12 protein-coding genes are annotated in these 12,837 nt (G+C 62.8%); 7 read left to right on the top strand and 5 right to left on the bottom strand.

Annotated features, from left to right (window positions below; translation table 11 throughout):
- The first annotated feature begins 167 nt into the window (after positions 1–167).
- Positions 168–647, top strand: a complete 480-nt coding sequence (locus I0K07_RS09875; protein WP_203292892.1) for an Lrp/AsnC family transcriptional regulator — start codon at positions 168–170, stop codon at positions 645–647.
- A gap of 46 nt (positions 648–693) precedes the next feature.
- Positions 694–879 carry a hypothetical protein gene (locus tag I0K07_RS09870; RefSeq protein WP_203292890.1) on the top strand — a complete coding sequence of 62 codons (186 nt, stop codon included), beginning with the start codon at positions 694–696 and terminating at the stop codon, positions 877–879.
- A 63-nt stretch (positions 880–942) separates the two neighbouring features.
- On the opposite strand, the gene I0K07_RS09865 is transcribed toward I0K07_RS09870, so the two are convergent.
- Complete coding sequence (locus tag I0K07_RS09865) at positions 943–2,133, bottom strand: thiolase family protein (protein WP_203292888.1); 1,191 nt, start codon at positions 2,131–2,133, stop codon at positions 943–945.
- 44 nt (positions 2,134–2,177) lie between these two features.
- Here I0K07_RS09865 and I0K07_RS15985 point away from each other — a divergent pair, with 44 nt between their 5' ends.
- A complete protein-coding gene (locus tag I0K07_RS15985; protein WP_203292886.1) occupies positions 2,178–2,681 on the top strand; it encodes a CPBP family glutamic-type intramembrane protease in 504 nt (167 codons plus the stop codon).
- On the opposite strand, the gene mnmA is transcribed toward I0K07_RS15985, so the two are convergent.
- The 4 genes from mnmA to flgK all read right to left on the bottom strand — a co-directional run bounded on the left by mnmA (position 2,678) and on the right by flgK (position 7,487).
- On the bottom strand, positions 2,678–3,895 hold the full coding sequence (mnmA, locus tag I0K07_RS09855; protein WP_203292884.1) for a tRNA 2-thiouridine(34) synthase MnmA: 1,218 nt from the start codon (positions 3,893–3,895) through the stop codon (positions 2,678–2,680). The genes I0K07_RS15985 and mnmA overlap by 4 nt on opposite strands.
- Positions 3,896–3,988: 93 nt before the next feature.
- The gene (locus I0K07_RS09850; RefSeq protein ID WP_203292882.1) at positions 3,989–4,264 is read right to left on the bottom strand and encodes a hypothetical protein; all 276 of its coding nucleotides are present in this window, start codon (positions 4,262–4,264) and stop codon (positions 3,989–3,991) included.
- A 154-nt stretch (positions 4,265–4,418) separates the two neighbouring features.
- Entirely contained in the window at positions 4,419–5,333 is a 915-nt protein-coding gene (locus I0K07_RS09845; protein WP_203292880.1) for a flagellin, read from the bottom strand.
- Positions 5,334–5,345: 12 nt separating this feature from the next.
- Positions 5,346–7,487 carry a flagellar hook-associated protein FlgK gene (gene flgK / locus I0K07_RS09840; RefSeq protein WP_203292878.1) on the bottom strand — a complete coding sequence of 714 codons (2,142 nt, stop codon included), beginning with the start codon at positions 7,485–7,487 and terminating at the stop codon, positions 5,346–5,348.
- 550 nt (positions 7,488–8,037) lie between these two features.
- Between flgK and I0K07_RS09835 the strand changes: the two genes are divergently transcribed.
- The 4 genes from I0K07_RS09835 (at position 8,038) to sciP (ending at position 12,744) form a co-directional block, all read left to right on the top strand.
- On the top strand, positions 8,038–10,080 hold the full coding sequence (locus tag I0K07_RS09835) for a flagellar hook-length control protein FliK (RefSeq protein ID WP_238934775.1): 2,043 nt from the start codon (positions 8,038–8,040) through the stop codon (positions 10,078–10,080).
- An 11-nt stretch (positions 10,081–10,091) separates the two neighbouring features.
- Entirely contained in the window at positions 10,092–10,781 is a 690-nt protein-coding gene (locus I0K07_RS09830; protein WP_203292874.1) for a flagellar hook assembly protein FlgD, read from the top strand.
- Between the two features lie 101 nt (positions 10,782–10,882).
- Positions 10,883–12,271 carry a flagellar hook protein FlgE gene (locus tag I0K07_RS09825; RefSeq protein WP_203292872.1) on the top strand — a complete coding sequence of 463 codons (1,389 nt, stop codon included), beginning with the start codon at positions 10,883–10,885 and terminating at the stop codon, positions 12,269–12,271.
- A gap of 200 nt (positions 12,272–12,471) precedes the next feature.
- The gene (gene sciP, locus I0K07_RS09820; protein WP_203292870.1) at positions 12,472–12,744 is read left to right on the top strand and encodes a CtrA inhibitor SciP; all 273 of its coding nucleotides are present in this window, start codon (positions 12,472–12,474) and stop codon (positions 12,742–12,744) included.
- Positions 12,745–12,837 lie beyond the last annotated feature (93 nt).

Here is a 12,837-nt window from a genome sequence, read left to right as displayed (position 1 = left end):
AGATACCCCGGACATGCAAACGGGACGCCTCAGGCGACCGATATTGCGCGACGGGCTCTAACGCGGAAGCGCTAGTCTTGTCCACCATTGGAATGCGGTGCCATTTTGGGGTTCGCAAGTGCGAAAGCTTAGATTATTTTCTCAGAAAATTCTGATTTGAGGAAATAATGACGGCTACCCTAGATACGATCGACGTTCGCATTCTTGAAGCCCTGCAGGAAGATGCGGGCCGCTCCGTTGCGGACATTGCGGAAATCGTCGGTCTGACGCCCTCCCCCTGCTGGCGCCGAATTCGCCGCCTGGAGACCGAAGGTATCATCAAACGGCGCTCGGTCCAGCTGGATCGTCGCGCGGTTGGACTGATGTTCACGGCCTATCTGGAAGTGAAGATCCAGCCGGCCCGCAAGGCCAATTACGAGAAGTTCGAAAAGGCCATCCAGGACTTCGAGGAAGTCGTGGAAGGCTGCACGATGACAGGCCCCTACGACTATCTGCTGAAGATCGTCGCGCCGGACATCGATGCCTACAACACCTTCATGTACGAGAAGATGATTCCGCTCGACGTGGTTGGCGAATTCCAGACCTCGGTCCAGGTGCGCAACGTCAAGGAAGGCCGTGGCCTTCCGCTGAATCACATCGACAGCTAAGCGGTTTTTCGCCAGTGCAGCATGAACCCTGTCGCCGGGGCGGCGCATGAAACGCGCCCGCCTCGGCCCGCGAACCTGGCTGGCGATCACGCTGGTCGGGATTGTTCTGGCTATCGCCTTGCGCTTTGCCCTGTTCACGACCACGGAGCGTGAGGCCTGCCTGGATGGCAATGGCAGCTGGCATGCCGACAGTGAGACCTGCCGCTTTTCGGACAATCCGGCAGGCTGGTAGATGCCAAGAAAAAGGGCGCAGCCGATGGCTGCGCCCTTCTTGTTTTCAGCCTTGGAGCCTGGCTTAAGCCATGCGCTCCACGGCGACGGCAGTGGCTTCACCGCCACCGATGCAGAGCGAAGCCACACCCTTGGACTTGCCGTGCTTTTCCAGCGCAGCCAGCAGCGTCACCATGATGCGGGCACCGGAAGCGCCGATCGGGTGACCCAGGGCGCAGGCGCCGCCATTGACGTTGATGATGTCGTGGGAAATGCCCAGCTCCTTCATCGCGATCATCGGCACCACGGCAAAGGCCTCGTTGATTTCCCACAGATCGACATCCTCGATCTGCCAGCCGGCGCGCTCGACGACCTTGCGCATGGCAGGCACCGGAGCGGTGGTGAAGTAAGCCGGCTCATGAGCGTGTGCGGCGGTCGCGACAATCTTGGCGATCGGCTTGAGACCGCGGCGTTCCGCTTCCGACAGGCGCATCATGATCAGCGCGGCGGCGCCATCGGAGATCGCCGAGGCATTGGCGGCCGTCACCGTGCCGTCCTTGCCGAAGGCGGGACGCAGGCTCGGAATCTTTTCCGGCATGGCCTTGCGCGGCAGTTCGTCCGTATCGACCACGACATCGCCCTTGCGTGTCTGGATGGTCACCGGCGTGATCTCGCGCTTGAAATCGCCTTCCTTGGTCGCGCGCTGGGCACGGGCCAGGGTTTCCAGCGCATAGGCATCCTGCTGCTCGCGGGTGAACTGGTGTTCTTCCGCGATCATGTCGGCAAACACGCCCATCGCCTTTTTCTCATAGGCGTCTTCCAGACCGTCCTGGGCCATGTGGTCCTTGACGACGTCATGGCCGTATTTGAAGCCGCCGCGGTGGGTCGGCAGCATGTGCGGCGCGTTGGTCATGGATTCCATACCACCGGCGATGATGATTTCCGCATCACCCGCCGCGATGGCTGAACGGCCCATGATGGCCGCCTGCATGCCGGAGCCGCACATCTTGTTCAGCGTGGTGGCTTCGACGGATTTCGGCAGGCCGGCCTTGATCGCGGCCTGGCGGCCCGGGGCCTGGCCCTGACCAGCCATCAGCACATTGCCCATCAGGACCTGGTCGACATCATCACCGGCCAGACCGGCTTCTTCCATGGCAGCCTTGACGGCGATGGCGCCCAGCTCGTTCGCGGACAGGGGCGAGAGCTCACCCAGCAGGCCGCCCATCGGGGTGCGGGCCATGCCGACGATGACGATGGGATCGTCGCTAGCACTCATGTCGTGTCTCCTCAGGGGTTGAAAGTCTCGATAGTCTGGCGCGCATGATCAAAACATGCGGCACAGCGTCAAGTTTTTTCGCAGATGCGGCATCCGCCGCACGGGCTTGGCCCGATTTGCAAAAATGGTGGCAAACCTTTCTTCTGCTTGCACTTTTCGCAAGCTTCGCCCTTGTTGTAGCCAAACTTGATACTGCGTTCAACTTTTCAGTGACGACGCATTGGGGCGAGCTGTTAGCGATAGCAGCACTGGGATTTTTCATCCCCGCCCTTGGCGAAGAGATGGTGTTCCGAGTCGCACTGGCCGGCCGCAGGGGCGTCTGGCGCTCCGCACTGGCGCTCGCCCTCTTCGTGCTCTGGCACCCGGTCCAGGTCTGGCTCGGCCTGCCCATGGCGCAACCGGCTTTCCTCGAACCCGGTTTCCTGCTGATCGCCACGGCGCTGGGCCTGACCTGCACGCTCGCCTGGCGGATGGGCGGGTCAGTGTGGCCGGCCGTGGTGGTCCACTGGCTGACGGTGGTGGGGTGGAAGGCGGTGTTGGGCGGTTAGCCAATCAACCGAACGCCCGTTCCGCCAGTCCCACGCCCGCTTGTCCGGGCAATCCAGCCACCGCCGAGCACTCGGTCCTCGTCGTCCGGCGAATAGAAGACACAGGCCTGGCCCGGCGCGACGCCCTCCTCGCCCTTGGCGAGGACGACACCGATCATGTCGCCATCCACAGACAGGGCAGCGGGGACCGGCGGACGGGTGGAGCGGACTTTCACGCGCACGGGGGCGCCGTCCGACAGGGCCTCATCGCCCAGCCAGTTGATGTCCTTCAAGGCAATCGTGTCGACTTCCAGCGCTTCGCGCGGACCGACGATCACCTCGGCCTTGTCGGCATCCAGGCGCACGACATAGAGCGGTTCGCCCACAGCGATTTGCAGCCCGCGGCGCTGGCCGACCGTGTAGCGGATCACGCCCTCATGCTCGCCCAGCACCCGGCCATCGACATGCACGATCTTGCCTGGACGGGAGGCGCCGGGGCGGACCTTCTCGACAATGTCGACATAGCGGCCATTGGGCACGAAGCAGATGTCCTGGCTGTCCGGCTTGTCGGCGACGATCAGGCCGAAGGCTTCGGCGAGACGGCGCGTCTGGTCCTTGTTGAGATGGCCCAGCGGGAAGCGCAGGAAGTCCAGCTGTTCATGCGTGGTCGCGAACAGGAAGTAGGACTGGTCCTTGCCGGCATCGGCGGCGCGGCGCAGTTCCGGCCCGTTCTCGCCCTCGACACGCTGGATATAGTGACCGGTGGCCATGCAGCGGGCACCCAGCTGCTTGGCCGTTTCCAGCAGATCCGCAAACTTGACGGTCTGGTTGCACCGCACGCAGGGGATCGGCGTATAGCCGGCCAGATAGGTGTCGGCGAATTCCTCGATCACCGCCTCGCGGAAGCGGCTTTCATAATCCAGCACATAATGGGGAAAGCCGCAGGCCTCGGCGACGCGCTTGGCATCATAGATGTCCTGGCCGGCACAGCAGGCGCCCTTCTTGGCGATCGCCGCGCCATGGTCGTAGAGCTGCAGCGTCACACCGACCACATCATAGCCCAGCCGGTGCAGGACCGCCGCAGTCACGGAACTGTCCACGCCGCCGGACATGGCCACCACGACCCGATGATCACCGGGCCGGCCACCCAGCCCCAGCGGATCGCCGGACAGGTTCAATTCGGAAAGGAGTGCATCAGCGCGCGTCGCCGCGTCGCCGGTCAAAAGCGTCGTCATTCTCTCGCCTCCAGCGGGGTCAAGGCCCGCAGCAAACGTCTATGGGAGGCGGGTATATAGTCGAAGGCAGTCGGGAAATACAGCCCTGAGACGCTACCAGCCCTGCCTGAACAAGGCTTCCAGAACGTCTCTGATGAAGCTTTTTGGATATTTCAAAAAGTAGAATGCCGCACCCAGCGACACACCAAAAACAAGCAACGAAACCAATGCGATAACGAGAATATGAGCATTGAATCGGATCATCAGAAAAGCACAAATGCTGGTGATCAGACCACCAATAAGTGCCGCCCATCCGCCCAACCGGTCGTAATCGCCTGATTGCAATCCCTCCTCAGGCCGCTCGGTCATTTCTTCGTCCCGTTCTGGCATTACCACCCCCGAGCCATGATGACCGCAATGTTGTCAGGCAGGCCTGAGAGCAGCCGTTCACGCATGTGCTCCGCGAAGACTTGGATCACGATCATGCCGCGAGACTAGAGCCCGTCGCGTCAAAGCCCAAAGGGAATGCGAAACGGCCGGTCCCCTATCGCAGGTACGGCAGCAGGGAAACATCGTTCAGGGTGGAGAAAGTCACCGCGGAGACGTCCACGGCCGTCTGGGCCTGCTGGAAGCGGTTGGCGGCTTCGGCCATGTCGGCATCCTCGATGTCGGAGATCATCAGGGTGAGGAAGTCCTGGCGGTCGACATGGGAGTTTTTCAGGTTTTCCACCTGGGTCTGTTTCGAGCCGTTCTCGCCGACGCGGACATAGAGATTGTCCAGCGCGGTGATGACATTCTGGATTTCCGAGGTCAGGAAGGCATCCTGCGCCGCCGTCAGGGGCGAGGCGAAGGGACCATTGGCGCCGGCATCGAAATCGGCAATGCGCTTGAACGCCGCCATGACTTCGCCGCCGACATCACTGGCCAGCATGCCGACATCCAGCGTGTAGCCCTGGTCCAGCTGCACGACCGGCGTGCGCTGATTGTTCTCGAACACATCATTCGCGCTGGCCAGCGGCACCAGGTCCGACAGGTTGGACACATTGACCGGCGTCACATCGGAACGCGTACCACCGAAGAGATAGACCCCGGAATGCTTGGTATTGAGCGCGTTGGTGATCTCGTAGAAGGCCTCACGCACCTGGTGCATGATGTAATCGCCTTCCTTGGACGTCACGGAAGTGCGCAAATTGGATACCGCATCGCCCATCTGTTCCAGGGCGATATTCTGGGCTTCCAGGCGGGCCCCCGTGCGCATCGCCGCTTCCTCATAGGATTTGGCGCGTTCGAGCGCGGCGCGGGAAGCCGACAGGGATTCAGCCTGGTAGCCGATGCCCTTGAGATCCGTCGCCAGCTTGCCCGAACTCAGCTGCTGCTGGGCGTCAAACATGTTCTTTTGCGCGCGCATCAGGTCCATCAGGGCGGACTGATTGGCTGCATAGGTGGAAATCCGCGTCATCGCCTATTCCTCTTAGACAATATTGAGCAGGGTTTCGGTCATTTCCTTGGCCGCCTGCATCATGCGCGCCGAGGCATTATAGGACGTCTGGAACATGGTCATCGACGCCAGTTCCTCATCCAGATTCACCCCCTCAACATCGAGCCGTTTCTGCGCCGCCGTCTCCCGCAGGACGATGGCCGAGCCCGCTTCACTTTCCGCCCGCGAGGCCCGCGAACCGACCGTACCGGCCAGACGGGCCATGTAGTCGCCCAGGCTGGCCGAAGTGGCCGAGATCGACCCGGCCGCATCAAAACTGCGTTGATTGTCGAGCGCCGCCTGCAGGGCAGAGCCGCCGCGATTATCGCCCGCCGTGATCACCACATCGCCCACCACGGTCGCGGCGGAGATATCGAGCTGGCCCAGCGAGAGCCGCGACGCGTCGGACCGCACCTCGCTGTTCACATCAAAGCTTTCGGCACGCGAGGCGCGGGCTTCCAGACCCACACCGAACAGGTGGGAAAAAGCGATACCGGAACCGGGACGCGATGTGTCATCGCCCGTCATATTGACCTGGAAACTCTCATAGCCGGCTTGGGGAACCGAGGAGAGTTCGCCATTCGCATCGAGCGAGAAGGTGGCATAGCGGCCCAGACCCGTATTGGGGTCATTGAGCGCGGTGATGACATCATTGAAGGTCTCACCCGCGACCATGGCGATATTCACCGTGCCGACCGAATTGCCATCATGGGTCTTGATGGTGAATTCCAGGCCCGATCCGCCGGCAAACCCGTGCAGCTCCGCACCCGTCAGCCCCGTTTCAAAGAAGCCGGGACGGGTTGAGCGCACCAGATCATTCAGGCCGAAGAAATGGGCAAAACCCCGGCCCGCACGATCAGACGGATTGGTTTCGTCCTGCAGGGTGGACACGCCATTCGTGGCGGCCGTGGCAGAAATCTCCATCTGGCCATTGGCGAAACTGGCGGAGCCGACACCGGCCAGGGCCGTGTTGATCGCCGTCGTCAGACTGTTGACCGTCGTGCCGATCGCGGCCGGTGCCCCGCCATCGACGGAGAGCGTGCCGGCGTCGAAATCGATATCGACCCGGCGCACGAGCAGGCCGGTATTGTCCGTCACGGCGAGCGTGGTCGCACCGGTGAAATTGTGCAGGTCCGTGCCTTCCAGACCGGTATTGCGCCCGGTCAGGGTCTGCGGTGCCGGATAGGAGGTGGCATTGTTGTGCGCCGCGTTCAGCGCATCGGCGGCACCGGCAGCCAGCTCGGCCAGCTCTTCGGCCACTTCAGCCAGATCGCCATCACGCAGGTCCAGAAGGCCGCGCAGCTCACCGGTCTTGATATGGCTGTCCAGCTGCTGGGGCGAACCGCCATTGGGCGGCTGCACATAGATCTGGCCATACTTCACGCCATAAGCGCCCGTACCGGTCGGCTTGTAAGTGATCTCGGCCGGGAAATTGTCGAGCAGGAGGACACCGTCCGTGGTGCGGACCACAACACGGCCATCGCCCTGGAAGTCCGCGCGGACATCCAGATAGGTCGACAATTCGTCGAGAAGTTCGGACTGGCGGTTTTCCGCCCCCGACACATCCCCGCCTCCCGAGGACAGGCTCTGAACATTGGCGTTGAGCTCGAAAAGCTCATTGATGATCTCATTGGACCGGTGGACCGTCGCATTGATCTTGGCGTCAGCTTCCTGGCGCTGATTGCGGACCTCGGTCGACAGACGGCTGGTCTCGTCAAAAAAGGATTGCAGATCGGCAGCGGCCGACAGACGGGACACGGACAGGGACGGATCCACGCTGGCCTGGGACAGACTGGTGAACGCCTTGTTCAGACGGGCAAAAATCGAGCCGCTATCGTCCAGATTGCCGAACTGGGCCTGCAGGCGGTCCAGCGCATCGGCGCGGACTTCGGCCGACCCGGCCTCGCTGATCGCACGCAGGGAGGCGAACTGGAGATGCCGGTCCACAATCCGGGTGATGCCGACGACTTCCACACCCATCGCCACACCGCCGACGGCGCGGGATTGGAGATTGGCCGTTGTGCGGGCGTAACCGGGCGTGTTGACGTTGGCGACATTGTTGGAGGCGGCACGCAGGCCGGCCTGGCTCGCTGCCAACCCCGAAAGGGCATTGCCCAGAATTCCACTCAGCGACATGTCGCGCTCCCGGTCTGACGAGCCAACGCGCCAACTGCCCGGCCAAAGATTCCGGCAAAGCGGCAGGAATTGCCGGGCGCAAACCAGGTATTTCCGGTGCGTCCTTCTTTGCAAATCTGGCTGTAAAGCACTGGCGTCATTGGTTTATTGGCTCAATCTCTGAATTTTTCCGCTGCCGGTTGCCCAGCAGACCTGCCCTTAACATCGCAAGCGCCGGGCCAGTTTTCCGACGCGGATTCCAGACCGTCAGCCAGGCCGGTCGCGATCACGTCTTCACCGCGCGCACGCGTAGGCGCGCCCGTGCTCACGCGCGATTTACAAGGTATTGGGACCGGTATCCGGCGGCCCGGCTCCGCCCGGAAGGACAGCCCGGCAGCTTCCGCCCACCACCGGGCAGGAATAGCCGGGCAAGCCTGCCTCCCAGCAAATATTTCCGGAAAATTAATGCATAAATTCAATGTCTTGGGTGAATTTCACACTGGCATGCCACTTGCGACAGATCTGGCGAACCAAGGCGTGAACTGCGCCATCAATGTGAGTGAAGGTGACGATGCAACCCGGTCAGATTTCCATTCTGTCCATTCTTGGAAGCGCAGCGAATGCGTCCGCCGGTGCCAGCCCGTCTGCGCCGGTGAACGGCACAGCCGCGTCTGCCGTCACCAGCGAGTTCAACCAATTGCTGGCCAGCCTGGCCGGTCACACCGACAGCGCCCTGCCCGCCGCAATCAACCGCGCCGCCCTTCCGGGCGCAACGAATGGTAATGCGCAACCGGTCCTGGCTGACGGCATGGCGGCCCTGGCACCGCAGCTCGCTCAGGATATGACGTCCGGTCAAAGCGGCGACGCGCCCGTTACGGATGCCAGCCTGCTGCTCGCCGGACAGATCGCGGCTGCAGCGCCGCAACCGCAATTGACGGCTGGCCTTGATGGCCCGGCACAACCGATCGTGTCTGCCGAAGCACCGCTTCTTGATGTGACAGCCGCGTCGGCCAACACGACGTCATCCGCGACAGCGTCATCCGCTGCGGCCGTGACGGCACCATCGCCCACACCCGCGACAATGACGGCGCCCGACCAAGCGCAGGCGCAGGCCCAAATCCAAACCCAGACACCGGTCCCGCCGGTTCTGGCGAAAGACAGCACGCCCACCCAGGCCAAATCTTCTGCCAGCCCGAAACTGCCGGTCCAGACTGCCACAGCGCAATCCGCACCCCTGCCGGCCGGACAGCCCGCGATGGCGGCTGACCCCTCGGCGGCGACCGGAACGACGACCAGCAGTACAGCGTCTCCTGCTCCGACCGCTCCGGTGACCTTGGTGTCCGCGGCGCCTGACAGCATGACGGCACCGCTTCCCGTGACAGGTCAGACGATGGGCGAATTGCCGGTTGAGCCAGCACTGGCGGGTATGACCGACACGGGCACTGCAGATCCGGCTGACGCCCTTGTACAGCGCCAACTGCCGGCACAGACGGCTCTCGCCGCCCAGTCCGCGACCCAGGACAATGCCAAGGCCGGCATGAAATCCACGGTCCTGGACAAGCTGCCGACGCAAGCCGTTCCGGCGCAGGCATCCGTGCCCGCTCCCGCTGTCACCAACCCGGTCGCCGCAGAGCAAGCCGGTGCGCTGAATCCGGCACAAGCGCTGGCTCAGGCGGCCCAAGCCCAACCGCAAGCCATCGCCCAGGCCCAGACCAATGGTCAGGCCGGCAGCGCTACCACGAGTGTTCAAGCCGAAATGCCGGCCCTGAAACAGCCGGGTCTCAAAGAGCCGGCAGACACGCGCGCCATCCTGCAACCGCGCGGTGCCTCCGCCATGGCAGCTGGCCAGTCCGCATCCAATACGCAGAGCGCAACGCCGTCCCCGTCGGCATCTGCAGCCGCGAAACCCGACACTACGGCCGCCATGTCCACCACCATGACGTCCGGTGCTGAACCGTCACTGCCGGTCCAGCGCGAATTACCGGTCACAGCGCAACCCCTGACGCTTCAGGCCAGCCTGAACCAGACGACCGGCCTGACGCCGGCTCCGGTTCTGGGTCAGGGTGAAAATGCTGACATGACCGCCACCACCGATATCGACCTGCAGACCGGACGCATGCTGGATGCCCGCGTCGCTGCGGATCGCAATGGCGCCCACTTGCCGCGCTTTGCTGCCCACACCACGCAACACCTGGCCGGGCAGATCAGCCGCAAGGTCAGTGACGGTAATCGCGTCTTCGACATCCGCCTCGACCCTGCCGAGCTGGGCAAGGTCGGCGTGCGGCTTGAGATGCGGGCCGACAATCGTGTCCATGCGGTCCTCACGGCCGAACGCCCCGACACGCTGATGGAATTGCAGCGCAATGCCCGCGAACTCGAGCGCGCCTTGAATGAGGCCGGTCTGGAACTGGGCGAAGACGGGCTGGACTTCCAGATGCAGGAAGACGGACAGGCTGCCGGCGATGATGCGTCGGGCGAGAATGCGTCTTCCATGCCGGTTTTCACCGAGAGCGACACCCTTTCCGCGCTGAGCGAGGCCATCGAGCCTGCCGCTCCGCGATCCACCTATGGCTTCCTGCTGTCGCGCCGCGAAGGCGTGGACATGCGGGTCTAGGAGCAGAGTAGATGACCGATATTACCTCCATTGGCGCTTCCAGCCCGGCCCTTGCGAACTCGCGGACCGGCCTGGCCGACAATTTCGAGATGTTCCTGACCCTGCTGACCGAGCAGATGAAGAACCAGGATCCGCTCAACCCGCTCGACTCCACCCAGTTCGTGAACCAGCTGGTCGATTTCTCCAGCGTGGAACAGCAGATCGCCCAGAACCAGAATCTGGAAAGCCTGCTTCTGCTGCAATCCGCGGCCGCTCAGGCTGACTCGGTCAGTTATATCGGCCGGGTTGCAACCGCACTGACGCCGGACGCCGTCCTGTCCGACAGTCAGGCCGAATGGGAATACACCCTGCCGTCCGATGCGGCCGAAGTGACGCTCCTGATCAAGGATGGCGAACAGATTGTCGCCCGCGCCACCGGCGAAACCACGACCGGCAATCACACCTTCACCTGGGATGGCCTGTCCGATTCCGGCTCCGCGCTGGATGACGGTGTCTATACCCTTGAGATTATTGCCGAGGATGCCGAGGGCGAACCCCTCAACACCTCGATCCGGGCCGCGGCGCGCGTCACCGGAGTGGACATGTCCGGCAATGAAGTCAGCGTCCAGATGGGTTCGATCAGCGTTCCGCTGTCCTCCATCCTGTCTGTCCGCGAAGCCACCAGCACGGCTCAGCCCCCCGCAGAGGAAGCCGTTAGCTGATTCCCAGGCCCGCCGGCCTGAACGATCTGCCAGAAGACGGATCGTGAACCACACCCAGCAGAAAGCTCCGACAAAAACCAAAATCGCAAGGAGCATGCATAATGAGCATCAATTCCGCGCTTTTGGCCGGCGCCTCCGGCCTGATTTCGAACTCCAGCGCCCTGGCTGCGATCTCGGACAATATCGCGAACGTGAACACGGTCGGCTACAAGCGAGCCAATGCCACTTTCACGCCGCTTTATGACGCCGGCGGCAGCACCACGACGCGTTATTCCGCAGCGGGCGTCCGGTCCGTCGCCCGTCTCGCCATCGGCGAGAGCGGCCTGCTGACGGCGGGTACGTCCACGACCGACCTGGCCATTTCCGGCCGCGGTTTCTTCGTGGTTCGTGACACGCCGACCGCCGGTTCCAACGACCCGGTCGCCTTTACCCGCGCCGGCCGTTTCACAGCGGACGATGAAGGTTACCTGCGCAATGATGCGGGCATGTATCTGTCGGGCTGGCCGGTGGCCGCCGACGGCACCGTCCCGCAGAACCCGTCCGACCTGAACACGCTGGAGACGATCAACCTGTCCTCCATCGGTGGTGCAGCGGAAGCGACAACGACCATGTCGATCAACGCCAACCTGCAATCCAGCCAGACCGTGTCGGCCGCCGAAGCGACCTATGCTGCCGGTGTTTCCGCCACGAACATGGCATCCGGCACTGTGACGCCGGACTTCCAGCGTTCGGTTCCCTTCTATGACAGTGTCGGTGGCGTGCGCTCGCTCACCATCTCGCTGCTGAAGAGCTCCACCCCGAACCAGTGGCACGCCGAAGTGCACATGGTTCCGGCGACGGACATCTCCACGGGCGCCGGCCTGGTCGACGGCCAGATGGCCACGGGTATTGTCGCCTTTGACGCCCAGGGCCGCCTGGACACCGCCAACACGACCCTGCCGACCACGCTGGACTTCCTGTCCTCCACCAATGTGGCCGCTCTGGGTGCCAACCAGTTCCAGTGGGCTGCCGCCACCGGCGTCGATGCCCAGTCGATCGAACTGGACTTCGGCTCCCCGAACGCCCCGGGCGGTTTCACCCAGTATGACAGCCCGTCGGCCCTGCTCTCCACGAATGTGAACGGTTCGGCCTTCGGTAACTTCGCCAGCGTGGACGTGGATGAGGACGGTTTCGTCTTCGCCAAGTTTACCAACGGCATTGTGCGCAAGATCTACCAGATCCCGGTCGCGACCTTCGTGAACCCGGACGGTCTGGAAGCCCAGTCGGGCGGTACGTTTACCGTGACGCCGGAATCGGGTGCCTACACGCTCTCGCCTCCGGGCCTGGGCACGTCCGGCAATATCGCCGCCTCGACGCTGGAAAGCTCCAATGTCGACCTGGCCACCGAGTTCACCAGCCTGATCACGACGCAGCGGGCCTACTCCGCCTCGTCCAAGATCATCACCACGGCTGACGAGATGCTCGACGAAGCCATCCGGATGAAGCGCTAACCACCACCCACGCTGATCCGTAATCTGGGCCCCGTCTCTGGCGGGGCCCATTTTTTATGACTGCCATCTCACCGCTTCGAGTCGATTTAGCGGCAAATTTTAAGGCTGTGTTTAAACTTAAATTTACCCAGCGGTTTAGGTGGATGTTAAAGCCCCGCGTGTAGTGTCACCCTACAAACAAAAAACACGGGGACACGGACATGCAGCCGCGCCTTAAAAAAGAAAATTATGTCATTGGACCGGATGGTAGCCCTCTGACCCTTGCGGATCTTCCGCGGCCGGACACCCAGCGCTGGGTTGTTCGCCGTAAAGCGGAGGTCGTTGCAGCGGTGAGAGGCGGATTGCTTTCTCTTGAAGATGCTTGTGCTCGCTATTCGCTGACCGTCGAGGAATTCCTCGGCTGGCAGCGCTCGATCGACCGTCACGGTTTGGCCGGGCTGCGCACCACGCGTCTCCAGCAATATCGCGCCTAAAAGCGCACTGATTCGCTGATCAACGGGAAAAGTCCTGCCCCCGGACTGATTCCGTACGGGAACCACCACCCCTATGCATACAGGCGTCCCGCC

The organism is Maricaulis parjimensis, assembly GCF_016817355.1.
GTDB lineage: Bacteria > Pseudomonadota > Alphaproteobacteria > Caulobacterales > Maricaulaceae > Maricaulis > Maricaulis parjimensis.
The sequence above is the reverse complement of the archived record's forward strand: the minus strand, read 5'-3'. Positions and strand labels throughout refer to the sequence as shown.

Excerpts from the sequence above, each read along its gene's own strand:
- I0K07_RS09875 (WP_203292892.1), top strand. The coding sequence starts at position 168 with ATGACGGCTACCCTAGATACGATCGACGTTCGCATTCTTGAAGCCCTG.
- I0K07_RS09870 (WP_203292890.1), top strand. The coding sequence starts at position 694 with ATGAAACGCGCCCGCCTCGGCCCGCGAACCTGGCTGGCGATCACGCTG.
- I0K07_RS09865 (WP_203292888.1), bottom strand. The coding sequence starts at position 2,133 with ATGAGTGCTAGCGACGATCCCATCGTCATCGTCGGCATGGCCCGCACC.
- I0K07_RS15985 (WP_203292886.1), top strand. The coding sequence starts at position 2,178 with ATGATCAAAACATGCGGCACAGCGTCAAGTTTTTTCGCAGATGCGGCA.
- mnmA (WP_203292884.1), bottom strand. The coding sequence starts at position 3,895 with ATGACGACGCTTTTGACCGGCGACGCGGCGACGCGCGCTGATGCACTC.
- I0K07_RS09850 (WP_203292882.1), bottom strand. The coding sequence starts at position 4,264 with ATGCCAGAACGGGACGAAGAAATGACCGAGCGGCCTGAGGAGGGATTG.
- I0K07_RS09845 (WP_203292880.1), bottom strand. The coding sequence starts at position 5,333 with ATGACGCGGATTTCCACCTATGCAGCCAATCAGTCCGCCCTGATGGAC.
- flgK (WP_203292878.1), bottom strand. The coding sequence starts at position 7,487 with ATGTCGCTGAGTGGAATTCTGGGCAATGCCCTTTCGGGGTTGGCAGCG.
- I0K07_RS09835 (WP_238934775.1), top strand. The coding sequence starts at position 8,038 with ATGCAACCCGGTCAGATTTCCATTCTGTCCATTCTTGGAAGCGCAGCG.
- I0K07_RS09830 (WP_203292874.1), top strand. The coding sequence starts at position 10,092 with ATGACCGATATTACCTCCATTGGCGCTTCCAGCCCGGCCCTTGCGAAC.
- I0K07_RS09825 (WP_203292872.1), top strand. The coding sequence starts at position 10,883 with ATGAGCATCAATTCCGCGCTTTTGGCCGGCGCCTCCGGCCTGATTTCG.
- sciP (WP_203292870.1), top strand. The coding sequence starts at position 12,472 with ATGCAGCCGCGCCTTAAAAAAGAAAATTATGTCATTGGACCGGATGGT.